Below are 20,690 nucleotides of genomic sequence, written 5' to 3'. Positions count from 1 at the left end.
CACTAGGAGTGGTTATGGACGTTAAAGCCAATAGTTTGTATCAAGAAATGCAGAACATGATTGGGCAAACTCGTCTTCAAGTTAATGAGCCTCAACAGCAGCCGCTTAGCGAAGTTAATAGCTCGGCAAGTGATTTCTCGACCATGCTTAAGAACGCGGTTGACGGTGTAAACAGTATGCAGCTTGAATCTAAAGATGCGCAGCAGCGTTTTGAAATGGGCGACCCTAACTTAAGCCTAGCGCAAGTTATGCTGACGAAAGAAAAGGCGGGCATTGCTTTTGAAGCCACTGTTCAAGTACGAAACAAAGTACTTGAAGCCTATAAAACAATAATGAACATGCCGGTGTAGGTGGAGTAGGTTATGGCTGAAGCTACAGGTACAAACCTTACGGTTCCTGATCAAAATCAAGCAGTGGACAATGAGCCAGAAAACAAATCTGGTTTTATGGACACTTTAGGTAGCGCAGATATGATGCGCCAAATGGCCCTTGTGGTTGTTCTGGTAATCTGCGTAGCCATCGCAATCTTTATTCTTATTTGGTCGCAAGAACCTGATTACCGTCCGCTTGCAAAAATGGAAACTCAAGAGCTTATTGAAACCCTCGATTATATGGATGCAAACCAAATCGACTATAAGCTTGAGGGCAATATTGTTTACGTAAGAAGTGACGAATTCCAAAATATCCGCTTAGGTATGACACGCCAAGGGTTAACTAAAACCTCGGATGCAGGTACCGATATCATCATGCAGGACATGGGGTTTGGTGTGAGCCAGCGTGTTGAGATGGAACGTCTTAAACATGCACGTGAACAGCAGATTGCCTCGACCATCGAAGATATCGCAAGTATTCAAAAAGCCCGAGTATTGCTGGCGATGCCAAAAGAAAATGTATTTGCGCGAAGAGAGAAGAAAGCGTCGGCAACCGTTGTGCTAACGGCTAAGCGCGGTGCCGTTATTGCCGGTGAAGAGGTTGATGCTGTTGTCGATATCGTGGCGTCTGCAGTGCAAAACATGGAGCCCTCTAAAGTAACGGTAACTGACAGCAATGGCCGCCTGCTTAATTCGGGTTCACAAGATTCAATGAGTGCCCGTGCCAGAAAAGAATATGAAATCGAACGCCAGCGCGAGCAAGAGTATCTCGAAAAAATTGACGCTATATTGATTCCAGTATTGGGTATAGGTAACTACACGGCGCAAGCTGACGTTACTATGGACTTTACTGCAATGGAACAAACACAGCGAAGCTACAACCCAGATTTACCTGCAGTTCGCAGCGAAATGATCATGGAAGAAAATAGCGTAGGTGGCGGTGTTGGCGGTATTCCGGGGGCATTATCAAATCAGCCTCCGCTTGATTCTAATATTCCTGAAAATGCCGTGGGCGGTAGTCAGCAAACCATGCCAGGGCGCACAGCGAAAGAATCGACCCGCAACTATGAACTTGATACCACTATCAGTCATACCAAGAAACAGACAGGGGTTATCCGCAGATTGAGCGTGTCTGTCGCGGTTGACTACACCCAAGTAGCGGGTGAGGACGGTGCGTTGACACCAACACCGCGTAAACAAGAAGAGATTCTGAACATTCGTCGCCTTTTACAGGGAGGCATTGGCTTTGACGTTACCCGCGGTGATTCGTTAGAAGTAGTAAGCGTGCCCTTTACTCGGATGGACGCAGGCGAAATTGAAGATGCGCCTCTCTGGGAACAGCCTGGGTTCCTACCAATTCTTAAACTAGTTGTTGGCGGTTTGGTTATAATAGTACTTATCATCTTTGTAATTCGACCTATGCTGCGTCGTCTTATCAACCCAGATGAGTCGAACGACGCCGATGAATTTGATGCAGATGAAGGCTTAGACTTAGGCGATGACACTATTAGCATGTTAACGTCTGACTTTGACGAAGGGCAGGTGGGCTTTGCGCCTGATGGCTCACTTATGTTGCCTGACTTGCACAAAGATGAAGATGTACTTAAAGCTGTACGCGCTCTAGTAGCCAATGAACCTGAATTATCAGCCCAAGTTGTGAAGGGCTGGTTAATGCAAGACGAGTAGTGAGATAAGATTATGGCTGAAGAACTTGCCAATGTTGAAGAACCGTCATATGACGTCAGTAAATTAGAAGGCGTAGAAAAAGCGGCCATCTTATTGTTGAGCTTGTCAGAAGAAGATGCGGCGCAGATATTAAAACACTTAGAGCCTAAACAGGTACAAAAACTGGGTACTGAAATGGCCAAAGTGGACGATATGACCCAGTCCAAAATTACGTCGGTTCATAAGCATTTCATCGAAGAGATTCAAAACTACAGCACCATTGGTTTCCAAAGCCAAGACTTCGTAAAACGTGCATTAACGGCTGCACTAGGTGAAGATAAGGCGGCAAACCTTATCGACCAGATCCTTATGGGTAGCGGCGCTAAAGGCCTTGACTCTCTCAAGTGGATGGACTCTAAGCAGGTAGCCAGCATTATTCGTAACGAGCACCCACAGATTCAAACTATCGTCTTGTCTTATTTAGAGCCTGAACAAAGTGCAGAGATTTTGGCGCAGTTCCCGGAAAAGGTTCGACTCGACTTGCTAATGCGTATCGCAAACCTAGAAGAAGTTCAGCCAGCTGCACTACAAGAACTAAACGAAATCATGGAGAAACAGTTTGCAGGTCAAGCGGGTACACAAGCAGCCAAAATGGGCGGCTTGAAGTCTGCAGCGAACATCATGAACTATCTAGATACTGCGATAGAAGGCCAGTTGATGGATGCTATTCGCGAGCAAGACGAAGAAATGAGTCAGCAAATCCAAGACCTGATGTTTGTATTCGACAACTTAGTCGATGTAGACGACAAGGGTATTCAGGCCATACTGCGCGAAGTACAGCAAGACGCGCTGCTTAAGGCTATTAAAGGTGCTGACGAAGAGCTTAAAGACAAAATTATGCGCAACATGTCTAAGCGTGCTGCTGAAATGCTTAATGATGACTTGGAAGCGCTTGGTCCTGTGCGAATTAGTGAAGTAGAAACAGCGCAGAAAGAGATCCTTTCTGTTGCCCGTCGACTCTCTGACTCTGGTGAAATCATGCTTGGTGGTGGCGGTGGCGAAGAGTTCTTATAAGAACGCTAATCCCGTCACTTATTTAGCCTAGGTAAACATATGACTGCCAAAAAAAGTTTCAGCGAAAACGAAGTAAATGAAGCTAAAAAATGGGACCTACCTTTCGTTGACGACCCTACTGCCCCACGAGAGAACGAGCCGACCAACGCGCTTAACAAACGTTCTGACTGGAAGTACGAGCCGCCTGAAGTTGAGGAAGAGATTAAGCCCCCCACTGCTGAAGAAATAGAAGCCATACGTCAGGCTGCCTATGATGAAGGCTATCAGGAAGGCAAACAGCTAGGTTTTGAGGAAGGCAAAGCAGAAGGTCTTGAAGCTGGTTTACTTGAAGGTAAAGAGCAGGGGCATAGCGAAGGCCTTGAGCAAGGAGTAGAAGAAGGCCGTCAGCAAATGACAGCACAAGCTGAAGTGTGGCGAATGCTTGCTGAAAAATTTCACGACCCACTTTCGCAAGCCAATGATGAAACCCGAGATCAATTGGTAAAACTTGCCGTAACCCTTGCAAAAGCAGTTATCAAAACAGAGGTAAGCACTAACCAACAGGTTATAGTGCAGGCGTTAAGTGAAGGTATTAAGGCGCTACCAATTAATCAAGCTGACTATCAAATTCATATGAATCCTGAAGATATTGAATTGGTAAAAGCGCATTTTGGCGAAGAGGAAATTACCAAAAAAGGCTGGAATTTGGTTGAAGCACCAGCGATGGAACGTGGCGGTTGCGATATTACTACTGTGCAAAATGCCGTCGACGTGTCTATTGAACGCCGTTGCCGCGACGTAATTGATAAATTCTTATTAAACCAAGGTTTGTCAGATGACTAGCCCTTGGCATACTCACTTTGAATCCCTCACAAAACAGGTCTCTTCTCCTCCAGTTGTTGCCGCTGGCAAGTTAGTCCGAGGTATCGGTTTAACTCTTGAAGCTGTGGGGTGTCAGTTACCCGTCGGCAGTCAGTGTTTAGTACAAACCATTGAAGGCGAAATAGAAGCTGAAGTGGTTGGTTTTGGTGACGATATTACCTACTTAATGCCCACAGAAGCGGTTCGCGGTATTGTGCCAGGGAGTCGCGTTATGCCGTTAAACAGGCAAAGCGGTTTGCCTGTGGGTATGGGACTGTTGGGACGTGTAGTTGATGGCAACGGTCAGCCACTCGACGGACTGGGCGAAATCAATGCCGAAGCCCGCGCGCCAACCACTAGACCGCCAATGAACCCGCTTATCCGCCGGCCAATAAACGCACCTATGGATGTTGGCGTGCGCGCTATTAACGCACTTAACACGGTTGGTGTAGGGCAGCGTATGGGGCTTTTTGCAGGAAGTGGGGTAGGTAAAAGTGTGCTACTTGGCATGATGACCCGAGGCTGTGAAGCCGACGTGGTCGTGGTTGGGCTAGTTGGTGAGCGTGGACGAGAAGTAAAAGAGTTTATCCACGAAATACTGACAGAAGAAGAACGCCAACGAGCTGTGGTAGTGGCAGCACCAGCTGATACTTCGCCGCTTATGCGTTTAAAGGGCTGCGAGACGGCGGTAACCATTGCTGAATATTTTCGCGATAAAGGCATGAAGGTGCTGCTGCTCATTGATTCGTTAACTCGTTATGCCATGGCGCAGCGCGAGATAGCTCTGGCTGTGGGTGAACCTCCTGCAACAAAAGGCTATCCGCCATCGGTCTTTGCTCGGTTACCTGCATTAGTTGAACGAGCTGGTAATGGCAGCGAGCGGCAAGGCTCTATCACGGCCTTTTATACGGTACTCACTGAAGGCGACGATTTACAAGATCCCATAGCAGACGCTGCTCGTGCCATTCTAGATGGTCACGTGGTTTTATCGCGAACCCTAGCCGATAGTGGTCACTACCCTGCAATTGATATTGAAGCGTCGATAAGTCGAGTAATGCCAATGGTGGTGAGTGAAGAACATCAATTAATGGCTCGTCGCATTCGCCAGGTTTACTCAAACTACAAACAAAACCAAGATCTTATTTCTATTGGCGCTTACGCAAAAGGGTCAGACCCACGTATTGATTTAGCCATTCGTGCAGAGCCCGCAATCAATGCTTTGTTGCAGCAAGGAATGAAGCAAGTCATTCCTTATGACGAAAGCCTAGAAGGTATGGCAGCGCTTGCCAAAGGGTTAGGGCAGGGATGATGGCTTTGTTAGTCAACAGTAATAAAACACTCGTGAAGAAGAAATCAGAACGCTTGAATAAGGGCACTAAAAATGTCTAAACAACTAGAGCGTCTAGCCGAGTTTGAGCGAGAAAAAGAGCAGCGAGAAGCCCGGTATTATCAGCAGGCTCAGCAAAACGTAAATCAGCAAAAGCAAAAGCTTACTAGCCTCGAGCAGTACCGTATTGACTATATCAAAGGTATTCAGCAAACCGGTCAAGCCGGCGTTACGGCGACTTATTATCAACAACACTTATCTTTCGTCGGAAAATTAGATAAAGCGTGTGAGCAGCAGATGCAAGTGATTGCTCGTGCGCAGATGGCAGCAGACCAGCGCAAGCAAATGTGGCTAAAACAGCAGCAGAAAGTTAAAGCTGTTACCTTGCTACTAGATAAGAAGAAGTTGGCAGAGCAGAAAAAAGAAGCTAAAGCCGAACAGGCCATGATGGATGAATTTGCCACACAACGATTTTTTAGAGCTAAGCGCTCTCCTTTCTAATAAATAGTATGTTTTCAAGCCACTTTGGCTCAACCCTTGCTAAGTCAATATGAAATGTAACAGCGCGCCATAATTTCAGTGCCCTGGTTATTACGCTCTAACAGCTTACGTTTGAAGTTCTACGCAAGCTATATAGTACGAAATTCAACTAAAGCGAGCATAAAACCTAGTACCGAACGATAGCCACAAAGGGTATCGGAGCAGTGCTAAGTGATTGAAATTAGGATAAGCGTTGGTGGGGTTGCGATCTACTTCTCTTGGTCTGTTTAAATACAACGCCCAGTGATTAATTCGCATCACATTACGTCTTCTTGGTGAAAGACGATATAAATGTAGGACGGTAGGACAATATGCAACAAGTTGCCGCACATAAAACAGACATTGCCGCATTACCTTTTTCTGCTTCTAGCACAGCTAAAGCGGTTGAAACTGGTATTGGTACGCAACAACAAGCGAACAGTGAAAACAACCAAGCATTCAATCGACTTTATCAAGAAGCGAAATCGAGCAAACCTGATTTTGTCTTAAATAGCAAAGAAACATTAAGTTCTCAGTCCCGAGAGACAACCCGTTCGACAGGCTCATCTGCTAACACTTCAGTTTCTAATGAAACGGTGAAGACGGGTAAAGACAGGGACGCCGGGCATACCAATCTTCCTGTTGAAAAGAAAGTAACAGACGACCCTGCAGAGTCAGCGTCAGCTACAAATGAAGAAAAAGCTGCTGTTGGTTCAAATGAGATAGCCGAAGCGACAGAAGCACAGCGCAAATCGGGCGATAAAGAAAAAACAAGTTTGACACTAGATGACACTGAAGGTGGCATTGTACAAAACGCCGTCACCGAAGCAGAGTTTGTTATTGGAGAAGGCGGCCAAAAAGATGCAGAGGCTGGCGTCATTACCACGCCGGGTACGCCAGATGGAAAGGCGGACAAATCTGATGAAGAGCCAGACTGGGTTGCCTATGTTGAAACCCTAGCAGATCGCTTTGGTAAGGCTGACAGCAAAGAGCAAACTCAAGGGCAATCTGGTAAAAGAGCAACCAATGGTATTTCTGAAGTTCCAGATGAATCCGTTAATGTTCTTTCTGTAAAAGAAAATGGAAAGCTTTGGAAGATTCCAGACGGAGTAGATGCCAGCGACGCGCCTTCGGTAATGGCGCATTTACTTTCTCAGCTTAATAGTGGCAGCAAAGAGGGTGATATCTCTATTGAATCCCTTTCGGCTGACGCACAACAAACACTGAGTACTTTAACCGAACTACTGCTTGGCGCTGAAAGTGAACAAAATAGTGCCGGTAGCGAACAAAATGGTGCCGGCAGCGAACAAAATGGACCTAACAGCGAAGCTAATGCTGAACTTTCTAAATTCCTTCCTGAGGGTAAATCAGACCCCAATGCCAATGAACTTTCGACGCTAATAGCGCAACTCTTGCAGCAAAAAGAGAGCGATAACGATGTAGCGCAAAGCGTGAGCGAGGGGGCAGAGGGAACGCTGGAAAATAGTAAAAACGCAGCAGATGAATCTCTTGTGTTAAGCCTGTTATCTGATGAACTTAAAGCGATGCAGAAACTATCGTCAGATGAAGCCAGCTCTCAATTAGAAGCATTGTATTCTGACGCAACCTCTGACATAGCCACAGTAGTAATTGACGGGGCTGTTCTGGAAAATGGTGGTGGAAATACTAACGGGGCAGACAAAACCAAAGTAACGGCTACTAGCGCAGCGTCAGTGATGAATACCCAAAATGCTGCACCTCAAAGTGCTACACCTCCAAATAATAGCTTTGAAATGACCGGTGATCCACAAAGTGACTTATTAACTGCATTAAGTGAACTTTCCCCACAAACTGCACAAAAAGCTACCGAGGCGTTTGCTGAGCGCGTCGTTGCAGTAATGCCAAGTGGAGCACAACAACAAGCTGTGAAGACAAACATCATTGCCGGTATCAATGAGTTTCAGCAACAAGTTCAACAAGGTAGAGAGCCTGGCATCGATTTATCAGCTATCGTGGCAGACGCCGCAAAAGAGGCGGCAGTGAATACCGATGTTATTGCTTCAATGACGGCAAGGGTCGATAGCCAAGCAAGTCAGTTCCTAAATTTAATGACGCAAACGCAAGCCAGTGCTCAACAGGCTTTTGCAAGTATGGTAGGACAAACCGATACGGTAATACAAGAAAACTCACAGCTTCGCGCTGAAGCGTCAAAATCTCAACAGCAGTTTGAGGGCTTTGATAAAGCGGTCAATATTCATAAGCCAGAAGGACAGCAACAGCTAAACGAAAAAATTCGCTGGATGGTGAATGCGCGTAACACTATGGCTGAAATCCGTCTTGATCCACCTGAGTTGGGAAGCATGCAGGTGCGGGTAAACGTCGCAGGTGACGCGGCAAGCGTGAGTTTCGTTGTGCAGTCTCAACAAGCTAAGGAGGCGCTAGCTGATGCCATGCCAAAACTACGAGATATGCTTTCAGAACAAGGCATTGAATTGGGTGATGCGCAAGTAAGAAAAGATAATTCTTCAAGTAACGAAAATGGCCAGCAACTTGCAGAAAACAGTGGCAGTAGAAATGGCGCCGGAAACCGCGGAGAAAATGACGGTTTAGACGATGTAGACGAAACGCGGATTGTCGAGCAATCAGTGACGCGGGCAGCCAAGGGCGGAATTGATTTCTACGCTTAAGACAGGGCAAAACTATTATCAATAGGTAGCATGGTGAGATTATTTTAAGACTGCTATGTTTGGAGTATTCGTTTAATTCCGAACGAATAGTTCGATGAAACGCTGCATATTGCGAGTTAATTGTTGCTGCTACAGTGTTGACCATCTGTAGATACGAATTATGGCATTGCCATTTGCGGTGGAACATTGATAATACGTTTTTTCTTAATATTACTGATGAGTTACACATGGCTGATGAAGAGTTACAGGTAGAAGAAGGCGGTAAGAAGAAAGGCAAAATGATGTTGATCATCATTATCGCTGTGGTTCTTGTAGGCGGCGGGGCTGCCGCTTATTTCTTGCTTTTCGCGGGTGGCGATGAGCCTGCTGCTGAGGAATTGGCTGAAGCTGATGCTGCAGCAGCTGCTGCAAGTGCGCCGGCAGCGAGTACAGGTAACGCTGAAATTGGTACGGCACTTTATGTTGCTATGCCGAGACCTTTCGTTTTTAACGTGCCGGGTTCGGGAAGAGACCGATTGGTTCAAATTAAAGTGCAGCTATTAGTACGTGGTTCTGATAACGAAGAGTTAGCAAAGACGCATATTCCGCTAATTGAAGGGACATTACTACAGGCTTTTAGTACTTCAAATGCAGACGATCTGGTTACTGAAGCCGGTAAAATAGAGCTTCGCGAGCAGGCGGTAACCGAAGTGCAGAAAGCATTAAAGGACATTACGGGCAGCGATGTAGTTGAGCGCGTATTGTTCACTGGGTTTGTCATGCAGTAATGCATTGACTAAGTAAGGTAGAAGACGGTGAGTGATTTATTATCTCAAGATGAAATCGATGCCCTATTACACGGGGTAGATGATGTAGAAGAAGAGGAGGTCGGCGGCAGCGACTCTGATGCTTCTACGCTCGAGTACGACTTCTCCTCGCAAGACAGAATTGTGCGTGGGCGTATGCCTACGCTTGAAATCGTTAATGAACGTTTCGCACGTCACATGCGTGTGAGTTTGTTCAACATGATGCGACGTTCAGCTGAAGTATCGATTAACGGTATTCAGATGATTAAGTTTGGCGAATACATTCACACATTATTCGTTCCAACGAGTTTGAACATGGTGCGTTTCCGTCCACTTAAAGGCACGGGGCTTATTACCATGGAAGCCCGTTTGGTATTTATTTTGGTAGACAACTTCTTTGGTGGCGATGGTCGCTATCATGCGAAAATTGAAGGCCGTGAGTTTACGCCAACGGAACGCCGTATTATCCAGATGCTGCTTAAAATAATCTTTGAAGATTATAAAGAAGCCTGGGCACCGGTCATGGATGTGTCGTTTGAATATTTGGACTCAGAAGTAAACCCTGCGATGGCGAACATTGTGAGCCCGACCGAGGTGGTGGTCATCAGCTCGTTCCATATCGAACTAGATGGCGGCGGTGGCGACTTCCACGTGTCGCTGCCATACTCAATGTTAGAGCCCATTCGCGAATTGCTAGATGCGGGTGTTCAAAGCGATAAAGAAGATACAGACTTACGTTGGAGTAAGGCGCTTCGCGATGAAATCATGGACGTTAAAGTAGCGTTAACTACGCATATGCTAGACGTTGATGTACCGCTTCGCGATGTGATGGAGTTTAAACCTGGCGATATCATCCCTGTGGAGATGCCAGAAACCATCACAGTATTAATTGAAGATTTACCCACGTTCAGGGCTAAATTAGGTCGCAGTCGCGACAATTTGGCACTGAAAATTGTAGAGAAGATTGCAAGACCGACTTCAGTGAAGTCTGAGCTACAGTTATTAACCCGCGGTGGGCGCATTATTGATAATGACGCAGAACTGCAAGTACTCGAAGAAGACCTGTAAGGTAGAGGGGAGTTCCCATGAGTGAAGACGGTATGGACGATTGGGCAGCGGCAATGGCCGAACAAGCCGAATCTGAAGCGGAACAAGAGGCTGGCGATAACGAAGACGTACAAGTTGCTGAACTTGACGAATTAACTGACGACGCGCCGATTACGCAAGAAGAAAAGAAAAAGCTAGATACCATTCTAGATATACCTGTGACTATTTCGATGGAAGTCGGTCGTAGTCAAATAAGTATCCGAAATCTGCTACAGTTGAACCAGGGTTCTGTGGTGGAGCTGGATCGTGTTGCCGGTGAGCCACTAGATGTATTAGTTAATGGCACGTTGATTGCTCATGGAGAAGTAGTAGTGGTCAACGACAAATTCGGTATTCGATTAACGGATGTTATTAGTCAAATTGAGAGAATCAAGAAGCTCAGATAAAACTTCTTATAAAGTAAGGGGTTGCGCAATGCTGCCCCTTTTATTTAGCCAGATAGCCGTCGCGCAGTCGACCCAGTCAATCACCAATCCCACGTCGGTACTGTCAATTTTCCTTTCTTTACTTGTCGTTGTTGGCGTGATTTTCGCCCTTGCTTATGTGATGCGTCGATTTAATGTCACTGCAATGGGTGGAAATCAAATGAAAGTCGCGGCCAGCATGGTTGTTGGCACTAAAGAAAAAATTATGGTGATTCAGGTAGGTGAAGAGCAGCACCTCATTGGTGTAACCAGTCACAACATCTCTCATTTAAGCAAATTAGATAAAAATCTCGATATACCTGTGAAAGGTGTAAATAAAACCACAGGCGAGCAACAAAATGGTGCCGATGCCTTTAAGCAAAAGCTTGTTGCTGCCATGGCGGGAAAGCTCAACCCCAATATAGAAAAGAATAAAACAAAGGAAGAGTCGAGAGATGCGTAAGTTTGCCTGGCTACTTTTAATACTACCTTTATTATGTCTCGTTGAGCCTGCTTATGCTCAGCAGGGAATTTCAGCCGTCACGGTTACAACCAATCAAGATGGTTCTCAAGACTACTCCATGACGCTTCAAGCGCTGTTTATTATGACAGCGCTAAGCCTTATTCCTGCGTTTATCATGATGATGACCTCGTTCACGCGTATTATCGTGGTGTTGTCGATTCTGCGTCAGGCGATAGGCTTACAGCAATCACCGTCAAACCAGATACTCATTGGCGTTAGTTTGTTTCTATCCATGTTTATTATGGCGCCGGTATTTGAAGAGGTGAACGAGCGAGCTTTACAGCCCTACCTTAACGAGCAGCTCACCAGTTTAGATGCTCTTGAGCAAGCCAAAGGCCCCATGCGCGCATTTATGCTTTCACAAACACGGGTAAAAGACCTAGAAACGTTTGTACGGATAGCCGGTGATGAAGGAAAATACGCCGATACCAATGAGGTACCGCTAACCATACTTATTCCCGCATTTGTAACCAGTGAACTTAAAACCGCGTTTCAAATTGGTTTTATGCTATTTATTCCCTTTCTTATTATTGACTTGGTGGTAGCGTCTATATTGATGGCTATGGGTATGATGATGCTTTCACCTATGATTGTATCCTTGCCGTTTAAGCTCATGTTGTTTGTGTTGGTTGATGGTTGGAACCTGATTTTCGGTACGTTGGCGACCAGTTTCGGTATGGGCGTCTAGGAGGGCTTATGTCACCAGAAGTCTTTGTAGAAATACTACGGGAAGCCATGTTCATGGTTATTGTGTTGGTATCTGCGGTGATTGTTCCAAGCTTGATCGTAGGTCTAGTCGTCGCTGTTTTTCAGGCGGCGACCAGTATTAACGAACAGACCATGAGTTTCTTGCCCCGCTTGCTTGTTACGCTTCTCGCGCTGAGCTGGGGAGGCAACTGGCTAGTGCAACAGCTTATGGACTTTACTTTCAGAATGGTTGATATGATCCCGCAGGTTGTGGGATAGAAGGCTAAAGCTGTGGAAGTCGAACTCGCGACCATCAATCAATTTCTTGCGGACATGCTGCTGCCGTTTATGCGCATTAGCGGCTTATTCGTGGCCATGATTGGCTTGAGTGCTAAATCCATTCCCCCGCAGGTAAGAGCCTTGTTGGGTATAATGCTCACGCTCATCATCATGCCGGTGGTTCCCCCGTCACCCATAGAAAATTTGGTGGATGTGGGCACATTTTTAATCGTCATTCAGCAGTTGCTAATAGGCATTGCTATTGGTTTTATATCAATGATGGTGCTCAATACCTTCGTGCTTGCAGGTCAAATTATAGCGATGCAAACCGGTTTGGGCTTTGCGTCGATTGTTGACCCGGTAAACGGTATTAACGTGCCCGCAGTGGGCCAGTTTTATCTGATACTAGCGACCTTATTGTTTTGGACCTTGGACGGGCATTTATCCATGATCCAAATGATAGTCATGAGCTTTGAGGCGTTTCCTATAGGCGAAGCATGGTGGACCGGTGAACAGTTCCGCGATATCGCCCACTGGGCCGGCTGGATGTTTATTTCTGCTGTGACCCTCTCCCTTGCGCCAATCGTCTCGTTGCTTATCGTGAACTTGGCGTTTGGCGTGATGACCAAAGCTGCACCACAGCTAAACATTTTTAGTATTGGTTTTTCCATTGCTCAGGTAATGGGATTACTGATTATTTGGATAACACTCGATAACTTTACTGCACACTTCGAAACCCAATGGTTTAGAGCCGAACAGTTTATGTGTGAGCTATTGAATATTTGTTCGTAGGAAAACATGGCAGATTCAAGCGAAAAAACAGAAGACCCCACGGGGAAAAAACTCGAAGATGCCCGAAAAAAAGGGCAGCTAGCCCGTTCCCGTGAACTCTCTACGACCCTAGTACTTATCATAAGTGCTTTTATGTTTTTGTTTGTGGGCGGGTGGATTGCTGAATCTGTTTTTAAACTTACTCAGAGAATGTTTATTCTCTCTCGTGACGAAACCTATGATATCACCCACATGTTTGGCGCATGGGGGGAAGCTTTTTCGGCGGTAGGCCCTGCCGTGCTGCTATACATGGTTGTGGCAATGATAGCGGGCATCTATGGCTCTATCGCGCTTGGTGGTTTTAACTTTACCTGGGAAGGGGCAAAGCCTAAGGGTTCAAAAATGAGCCCTATTCAAGGCTTCAAGCGCATGTTCGGCATGAACGGCTTGGTAGAGTTATTAAAGTCTATCGCAAAAGTGGTGGTCATAATCGGCATGGCTATTGGGGCGTTACTGTTCTTTGAAGACGAAGCGCTTCACCTTGATATGGAGCTTTATCCGGGAAACATCTTTCACGCACTCGACATGCTCAAGTGGGCGTTTCTTATTCTGGTGTGCGGCATGATCCCCATCGCGCTCATTGATGTGCCTTACCAAATGTATAAGCACAACAAAGAAATGAAGATGACCAAGCAAGAGGTGAAAGACGAACGGAAAAATGCGGAAGGCGACCCTATGGTTAAAGGTCGAATTCGCCGTTTGCAATATCAAGCAGCAACCAAGCGCATGATGCAGGAAGTACCGCAAGCAGACGTTGTAGTGACCAACCCTACTCACTTTTCTGTTGCTATTAAATATGACGAAAAAGGGGTTAGGGCGCCGGTTGTGGTCGCTAAAGGTGCTGACGAACTAGCCATGCACATCAGAAAAATTGCTACCGCCAACGATGTGCCGCTAATTCCTTCACCCATGCTTGCACGCGCCATTTTCTACTCCACTGAAGTGGACGATGAAATTCCGAACGCCTTATTTATGGCGGTAGCGCAGGTGCTGGCGCACGTTTATCAGTTAAGAGCGCACAAAGCAGGTAAGGGCAAACGACCTAAGCCACTTAAACGGGATTTGCCGATACCACCAGAGTATCGACGCTAGGTGCCCCTACAACTTTCAATGTGTACTTACCACCTTAACATGTTGCGCGAATTTTCTAACAATTAGCTGTGTCAAAAGTCCTCTTTCAATAAAGCTGGCACGTTAGTTGAAAACTCTCCTTCAGTTTCACGTAAAGCGTCAATTTTCTGATAGAGAGACACCAAGCCATGCAGTTATCCGGTTATCTTCAGCGATTCGATAAAAATCAGCTGCAAAATTTTACCAGTGGTTTAGGCGCACCCATCGTCCTTTTGGCAATTATGGGCATGGTTATATTGCCCATGCCGCCGTTCTTATTGGATGTGCTGTTTAGCTTCAACATTGCTTTGTCACTAGTGATTATCTTGGTGGCTGTACTTACCCAGCGTCCAGTAGATTTCGGCATTTTCCCCTTGGTGTTACTTATCGCTACGGTATTAAGGCTTGCGCTGAACGTTGCTTCTACGCGGGTTGTTTTGCTTTATGGGCACGAGGGCGGCGATGCTGCGGGTAAGGTTATCGAAGCCTTTGGTGCGGTCGTTATCGGTGGTAACTATGCCGTAGGTATTGTTGTTTTCGCCATTCTTCTTATTATCAACTTTAAAGTAGTAACCGCAGGTGCAGGGCGTATCTCAGAAGTAAGTGCTCGCTTTACGTTGGATGCTATGCCTGGTAAGCAGATGGCAATCGATGCCGACTTGAATGCTGGTTATATTGACCAAGACCAAGCGCGTCAGCGCCGCGAAGAAATAACCGCAGAGGCTGACTTTTACGGGTCGATGGACGGTGCCTCAAAATTTGTAAAAGGTGACGCGGTAGCGGGCCTTTTCATCATGCTAATTAACATTGTCGGCGGTCTTTTCATTGGCATGATTCAGCACGGGCTTTCATTCGGTAATGCTATTGAAATCTACACCATATTGACTATTGGTGATGGTTTGGTGGCGCAAATTCCTTCATTATTACTTTCGGTAGCAACAGCCATTATCGTGACTCGTGAGAATGAAACTCAAGAAATGGGTAAAGAGATCCGTGGTCAGCTAGGTAATAATCAAGCGCTTTATATTGCCTCGGGCGTGCTTTTTGTCATGGGTATTATCCCTGGTATGCCTCATATCGCATTTTTGGGTTTTTCCTTCCTGATTGCCGGCTTTGCTTATTGGCAGTCGGTTCAAGCGAAGAAAAAAGCTGCAGAGCCTAAAGTGCCAGACAACGTGGTAAAAGACGAGTCGGTCGCGCCTGAAGTTAAAGAGTTAGGTTGGGATGATGTTCAGCAAGTAGATACTATCGGATTGGAAGTGGGCTATCGCTTAATTCCCTTGGTCGATAAATCCCAAGGTGGCGAGTTGTTGACGCGTATTAAAGGTGTGCGGAAGAAACTATCGCAGGAGCTGGGGTTCCTTATTCCGCCTGTCCACATCCGTGATAACTTAGACCTTGAACCTAATACTTATACGATTGCTATGCTTGGCGTAACCATTGGCGATTCTGTTATTAGTCATGATGAAGAGCTTGCTATCAACCCTGGGCAGGTGTTCGGTAAATTAGAAGGGCGAGCCACTAAAGACCCAGCCTTTGGTTTAGATGCAGTTTGGATTAAGCCGAATAAGCGCGAGCATGCGCAAACCTTGGGATACACTGTGGTAGATGCTGCTACGGTTGTGGCAACGCATCTAAGTCAATTACTTTCTAATAATGCTTATCAATTGCTAGGCCATGAAGAGGCACAGCAACTTCTTGATATGCTAGCCAAGCAGCATCCGAAACTTGTGGAAGGATTAGTACCAGACATCCTTCCGTTAAGTACGGTAGTGAAAGTGCTGCAAACCTTATTGTTTGAGGGCGTGCCTATTCGCGATATGCGTACTATTGTACAAACGCTTAGTGAGTACGGTACACGTAGCCAAGACCCAGATGTACTGGTGTCTGCAGTGCGTATTGCCCTTAAGCGTCTAATTGTCCAAGAGATTACACAAGGGGCAAAAGAGATACCTGTCATAACCTTGGCGCCAGAGTTGGAACAGATGTTGCACCAGTCACTTCAAGCAGGTGGCGAAGATGGCGCTGGCATAGAACCAGGTCTGGCAGACAAGCTGCAGAAATCATTGCAGCAAGCCAGTCAGCAGCAAGAGTTAGAGGGAGAGCCTGCGGTACTCCTTACATCTGGCATGTTGCGACCCGTTCTGTCTCGCTTCTTAAAGTATTCTGTTGTTGGGCTTCATGTTCTTTCATACCAGGAAGTGCCTGACGACAAACAAATAAAAATAGTCAGTTCGGTCGGTCAATAATCTGACACTGGGTGATTGGAGAGGTTGCAATGAAAATTAGACGTTTCTTCGGCAAAGATATGCGTGAGGCGTTAAGCCAAGTTAAAGCTGAATTGGGCAGTGACGCTGTGATCATGTCAAATCGGAAGGTCGCTGACGGCATCGAACTTGTAGCAGCCTACGACAAAGAGCCGGAAGCCAAGCTTTTTACGCCTAAGGCGGCTGCGCAAACCGCTGCTAAAACACCTGGTCAAAAGGCAGTGCCTAGCCTAAGCGAAATTATTGGTGACGACGGCCCTGACAGCTTAAAAGCATTGCTTGAAAAGCAACACAGTGGAACTAATAGTGTGGCGAGTCCCGCGAAATCTAATCAACCAATGACAACAAACGCTAAGCACGCCAATGAAATTGCTTCGCACTTAGACTTTTCAGAGGCGTTTATTGACGATATAGAAAATCAATCATTTGGTGAAGATACTGTTAGTCAACACGCTTTCCCAGAACATCAAGCTTCAAGCATAGGCGAAACGCCGGTATCTCAGTCGGCAGAACTTGCACAAATCAAAGAAGAGTTAGCTTCACTTCGCGACGTATTACAGTATCAAGTTGCCGACTTAATGGAAGCGAAGAACAAGCGTCAAAAACCTGTTCATCAATACCTAGTCACGCGATTAACTGATATGGGGTTAAGTAGCGCGCTAGCAACACAGCTTTTAAGTTATACACCGGCCCACTACAACGAACGTGACGCATGGGTTTATCTTCTTAACCTATTGGCTAATCGCATAAATGTTACTGGTAACGATATACTTAGCGCACAAGGTGCTGTTGCACTCGTAGGGCCAACGGGTACGGGTAAAACAACCACTGTTGCAAAGTTAGCCGCTCGCTATGCGCAGAAATACGGTGCAGAGTCGGTGGCTATGATAACCATTGATACGTATAGAATTGCAGCCTATGAGCAGCTAGCGACATACGGAAAAATTATTGGCTGTACTGTGCGAAAAGCGCAAACTAGTGAAGAACTTGCAGATTTATTGTTCCAACTTCGCCATAAGCGACTAGTATTGATTGATACAGCAGGTTTTAGTCAACGTGATAGTCGATTAATTAAGCAAATTAAGCAGTTCGACAACGGCCAAATGCCAAAAGTAAAAAAATATTTGGTAGCGCAAGCTAATACGCAATACCCTGCTTTGCAGAGAATTATTCAAGCGTATGATGATATTGAACTAAGTGGCTGTATTTTCACAAAGTTAGATGAGTGCTACTCTTTGGGAGAGGTGCTTAGCGCAGCAGTTGAATACCAACTTCCGGTTAGTTATGTCACCGATGGTCAAAAAGTGCCTGAAGACATTAAGATTGCAGAAGCGAAATCTTTGGTTTCCGCTGCTGCAAAGCTTTATAAAAAGTACGGTTTGAATCATACTAGTGGTAACAACGCAATTAAAACAGCATAAGCAGTATGATTGACGATCAAGCGAGTAGCTTAAGAAAAATGAAGCAATCACGGTTAATCAAAGTAATCGCCGTCACTGGTGGTAAAGGTGGCGTAGGTAAAACGAACATTACACTTAACACCGCTATCGCGATGGCGAAGCAGGGTAAGCGAGTAATGGTTCTTGACGCCGACCTTGGCCTTGCCAACGTAGATGTGATGTTAGGGCTAAGGGTTGAGAAAAATCTATCTCATGTACTCTCTGGAGAATGCACGTTGGACGAAGTGCTAGTGACCGGTCCTCACGGCATTAAGATTGCGCCTGCCACATCAGGCACGCAGTCAATGGCAGAGCTTTCACCAACGCAACACGCTGGTTTAATCAGAGCGTTTAGCGAATTACGGTCTCAGATAGATGTGCTTATTGTCGACACCGCGGCAGGCATATCAGATATGGTATTGAGCTTCTCAAAGGCCTCACAAGATATTATGGTCGTCGTATGCGATGAGCCAACATCTTTAACAGATGCCTACGCACTAATAAAAATTCTTAACCGCGAGCACGGTGTTTTTCGTTTTAAAGTCGTAGCCAATATGGTGCGCGATGTGCGTGAAGGTCAGGAATTATTTAGCAAATTAAGCAAAGTGACAGGGCGTTTTCTCGATGTTGCACTAGAATTAGTGGCGACAGTGCCCTTCGACGAGAATATTCGCAAGGCGGTGCGCAAGCAAACGGCTATTGTTGACGCCTTTCCAGGTTCTCCGGCAGCAGTAGCGATAACTAAGTTGGCAAGTAAAGCACTTACGTGGCCAATTCCAGCGCAGCCCGGTGGCCACTTAGAATTTTTCATTGAACAATTAGTTGCAGAAAAAGCCGTAGGAAGTCAGCGTTGAACAGCAAGGCAGCCGCTTATCAACAACAAACAGATAAATCGCAGTTAGTCGAAAGACATGCGCCTCTGGTAAAGCGAATTGCGCATCATTTGATTGCGCGACTGCCTGCCAGCGTACTTGTTGATGACCTTATTCAATCAGGCATGATTGGGTTGCTAGAGGCCGCTCGAAACTTTGACGGCTCTAAAGGCGCAAGTTTCGAAACCTTCGCAGGAATTCGAATTCGTGGTGCCATGCTCGACGAGATACGAAAAGGTGATTGGACCCCGCGTTCTGTTCACCGTAACGGCCGCGCCATAACGGAAGCGATATCTCAAGTAGAGAGCGAGACAGGGCGCGATGCACGAGATTCAGATATTGCTGACAAGCTTAACGTAAGCTTGCAGGATTATCACCAGATGCTTAATGAAGTAAATGCCGGAAAGCTAGTGGGTATTGAAGATTTAGGTGTGTCGGAAGATGTTATTACTACTGAACAAAGTAGAGGCAGTGACGCACCGTTAGAAGATTTAATGCAGGGTGCTTTTCAAAAAGCGCTTGCCCATGCAATTACGACATTACCTGAGCGAGAAGCGATTGTACTTTCACTTTATTACGATGAAGAACTAAACTTAAGAGAAATAGGCGAAGTTCTTGATGTAAGTGAGTCGAGAGTCAGTCAAATTCATAGTCAAGCCATGTTAAAACTCAAATCACGAATGAAGTCGTGGCAAGCTGACGAAGAATAGAGATTAATAACAATTAACCCCTCACTGGAGGCTATTTTGGACAAAAGCATGAAAATTCTCGTGGTCGATGACTTTTCTACCATGAGACGAATCATCAAAAACCTGCTAAAAGATTTGGGTTTTGCCAACATCCAGGAAGCGGATGACGGAAGCACTGCATTACCTATGTTACAACAGGGCGATTTCGACTTTGTTGTGACCGATTGGAATATGCCTGGTATGCAGGGCATCGATTTGCTTCGCGCTATAAGAGCAGACGATAAGCTTAAGCATTTGCCTGTGCTTATGGTTACTGCGGAAGCGAAAAAAGAGCAAATCGTTGCAGCGGCGCAAGCAGGTGTAAATGGTTACGTTGTAAAGCCGTTCACAGCAGCAACACTAAAAGAAAAATTAGATAAAATATTCGAACGTTTAGGTTGATCCAGACGCTCACCAGATAAATGAGGTTTACTGGATGACAACGAATGTAAACGTTCCAATATCGTTAGAGGAAGCAAAACAACTTGTCGCCTTTCTTGAAGAAGGCGATAAGACTTCAGCTAGCGCACTACTTGAAGCCGTCTCAATGAAAGAAAACGTTGAGTTGTTTGCTGAAGTAGGTAAATTGACGCGTCAACTCCACGACGCGTTGAATAACTTTCAAATAGACGACCGCATCAAAAATTTAGCTACAGATGACATTCCTGATGCGCAGTCCCGCCTTACCTACGTAATTGAAGAAACTGAAAAAGCTGCTAATACTACTATGGATGCCGTTGAGGCGAGCATGCCGATAGCAGAAATGCTGTCGGAGCGGATCGAAAAGGTCATGCCAGAGTGGAAGAAGCTTATGAATCGCCAAATCGAACTTGGTGAATTTAAGGCTTTATGCGCAGACTTAGACGAATTATTGGAAGAAGGTTCGGCTCAGTCAGCTAAACTTACACAATTGCTTACCGAAGTTTTGATGGCACAGGGCTATCAAGACTTAACAGGGCAGGTTATTCGTCGCGTTATCGACCTTGTAAAAGAGGTAGAAGATAGTCTTGTAAACATGCTTACCATGTTTGGGGAACGCGACGGTACAGAACACACTAAACCATCTAGCGTTAAGGCCGATAAGGTTGATGGTGTAGAGGCGGAAGGCCCAATCATTGATGCTGATCAACGGGACGATGTCGTTTCAGGTCAAGATGATGTAGATGATCTTCTGTCTAGCTTAGGTTTTTAGGGGA

Annotated in this window: 21 protein-coding genes; all 21 read left to right on the top strand. The window is 45.9% G+C overall.

The annotated features are described in order from the left end of the window. Positions 1-14 precede the first annotated feature (14 nt). Positions 15-350, top strand: a complete 336-nt coding sequence (gene fliE / locus RJ41_RS16480) for a flagellar hook-basal body complex protein FliE (RefSeq protein ID WP_039223078.1) — start codon at positions 15-17, stop codon at positions 348-350. A 12-nt stretch (positions 351-362) separates the two neighbouring features. Then, entirely contained in the window at positions 363-2,057 is a 1,695-nt protein-coding gene (gene fliF / locus RJ41_RS16475; RefSeq protein WP_039223076.1) for a flagellar basal-body MS-ring/collar protein FliF, read from the top strand. Between the two features lie 12 nt (positions 2,058-2,069). Next, positions 2,070-3,110 (top strand): flagellar motor switch protein FliG, encoded by a 1,041-nt coding sequence (fliG, locus tag RJ41_RS16470; protein WP_039223074.1) that lies wholly within the window; start codon positions 2,070-2,072, stop codon positions 3,108-3,110. Between the two features lie 39 nt (positions 3,111-3,149). Then, on the top strand, positions 3,150-3,932 hold the full coding sequence (gene fliH / locus RJ41_RS16465; RefSeq protein WP_039223072.1) for a flagellar assembly protein FliH: 783 nt from the start codon (positions 3,150-3,152) through the stop codon (positions 3,930-3,932). Further along, positions 3,925-5,259 (top strand): flagellar protein export ATPase FliI, encoded by a 1,335-nt coding sequence (gene fliI / locus RJ41_RS16460; protein WP_039223070.1) that lies wholly within the window; start codon positions 3,925-3,927, stop codon positions 5,257-5,259. Before fliH ends, fliI begins: the two co-directional genes overlap by 8 nt. Positions 5,260-5,331: 72 nt before the next feature. After that, complete coding sequence (gene fliJ / locus RJ41_RS16455) at positions 5,332-5,778, top strand: flagellar export protein FliJ (RefSeq protein ID WP_039223068.1); 447 nt, start codon at positions 5,332-5,334, stop codon at positions 5,776-5,778. Between the two features lie 350 nt (positions 5,779-6,128). Beyond that, entirely contained in the window at positions 6,129-8,462 is a 2,334-nt protein-coding gene (locus RJ41_RS16450) for a flagellar hook-length control protein FliK (protein ID WP_039223066.1), read from the top strand. A 227-nt stretch (positions 8,463-8,689) separates the two neighbouring features. After that, the gene (gene fliL, locus RJ41_RS16445) at positions 8,690-9,229 is read left to right on the top strand and encodes a flagellar basal body-associated protein FliL (protein WP_039223619.1); all 540 of its coding nucleotides are present in this window, start codon (positions 8,690-8,692) and stop codon (positions 9,227-9,229) included. A 27-nt stretch (positions 9,230-9,256) separates the two neighbouring features. Then, a complete protein-coding gene (gene fliM, locus RJ41_RS16440; protein WP_014948638.1) occupies positions 9,257-10,315 on the top strand; it encodes a flagellar motor switch protein FliM in 1,059 nt (352 codons plus the stop codon). Between the two features lie 17 nt (positions 10,316-10,332). Next, positions 10,333-10,740: a flagellar motor switch protein FliN gene (gene fliN / locus RJ41_RS16435; RefSeq protein WP_014948639.1), complete on the top strand. Its 408-nt coding sequence runs from the start codon at positions 10,333-10,335 to the stop codon at positions 10,738-10,740. 28 nt (positions 10,741-10,768) lie between these two features. Beyond that, positions 10,769-11,221 (top strand): flagellar biosynthetic protein FliO, encoded by a 453-nt coding sequence (gene fliO / locus RJ41_RS16430; RefSeq protein WP_039223062.1) that lies wholly within the window; start codon positions 10,769-10,771, stop codon positions 11,219-11,221. After that, a complete protein-coding gene (gene fliP / locus RJ41_RS16425; protein ID WP_039223060.1) occupies positions 11,214-11,969 on the top strand; it encodes a flagellar type III secretion system pore protein FliP in 756 nt (251 codons plus the stop codon). The genes fliO and fliP overlap by 8 nt, the downstream gene beginning before the upstream one ends. Before the next feature lie 8 nt (positions 11,970-11,977). Beyond that, on the top strand, positions 11,978-12,247 hold the full coding sequence (fliQ, locus tag RJ41_RS16420; protein WP_012517675.1) for a flagellar biosynthesis protein FliQ: 270 nt from the start codon (positions 11,978-11,980) through the stop codon (positions 12,245-12,247). A gap of 12 nt (positions 12,248-12,259) precedes the next feature. Beyond that, positions 12,260-13,039, top strand: a complete 780-nt coding sequence (fliR, locus tag RJ41_RS16415) for a flagellar biosynthetic protein FliR (protein ID WP_014978604.1) — start codon at positions 12,260-12,262, stop codon at positions 13,037-13,039. Between the two features lie 6 nt (positions 13,040-13,045). Further along, entirely contained in the window at positions 13,046-14,170 is a 1,125-nt protein-coding gene (flhB, locus tag RJ41_RS16410; protein ID WP_039223057.1) for a flagellar biosynthesis protein FlhB, read from the top strand. A 167-nt stretch (positions 14,171-14,337) separates the two neighbouring features. Next, positions 14,338-16,437 (top strand): flagellar biosynthesis protein FlhA, encoded by a 2,100-nt coding sequence (gene flhA, locus RJ41_RS16405; protein WP_039223055.1) that lies wholly within the window; start codon positions 14,338-14,340, stop codon positions 16,435-16,437. Between the two features lie 29 nt (positions 16,438-16,466). Continuing rightward, a complete protein-coding gene (flhF, locus tag RJ41_RS16400) occupies positions 16,467-17,876 on the top strand; it encodes a flagellar biosynthesis GTPase FlhF (RefSeq protein WP_039223053.1) in 1,410 nt (469 codons plus the stop codon). A 5-nt stretch (positions 17,877-17,881) separates the two neighbouring features. Beyond that, on the top strand, positions 17,882-18,748 hold the full coding sequence (locus RJ41_RS16395; protein ID WP_039223052.1) for a MinD/ParA family protein: 867 nt from the start codon (positions 17,882-17,884) through the stop codon (positions 18,746-18,748). Further along, positions 18,745-19,476: an RNA polymerase sigma factor FliA gene (locus RJ41_RS16390; RefSeq protein ID WP_039223050.1), complete on the top strand. Its 732-nt coding sequence runs from the start codon at positions 18,745-18,747 to the stop codon at positions 19,474-19,476. Before RJ41_RS16395 ends, RJ41_RS16390 begins: the two co-directional genes overlap by 4 nt. Before the next feature lie 36 nt (positions 19,477-19,512). Then, positions 19,513-19,896 (top strand): chemotaxis response regulator CheY, encoded by a 384-nt coding sequence (cheY, locus tag RJ41_RS16385; protein ID WP_025254383.1) that lies wholly within the window; start codon positions 19,513-19,515, stop codon positions 19,894-19,896. A 34-nt stretch (positions 19,897-19,930) separates the two neighbouring features. Beyond that, positions 19,931-20,686: a protein phosphatase CheZ gene (locus RJ41_RS16380; RefSeq protein ID WP_039223046.1), complete on the top strand. Its 756-nt coding sequence runs from the start codon at positions 19,931-19,933 to the stop codon at positions 20,684-20,686. Positions 20,687-20,690: the final 4 nt, after the last annotated feature.

This window comes from Alteromonas marina, from assembly GCF_000808575.1.
Classification (GTDB): Bacteria; Pseudomonadota; Gammaproteobacteria; order Enterobacterales; family Alteromonadaceae; genus Alteromonas; species Alteromonas marina_A.
Note: the sequence above shows the minus strand (reverse complement) of the source record. Positions and strands in the feature narration are given on the sequence as shown.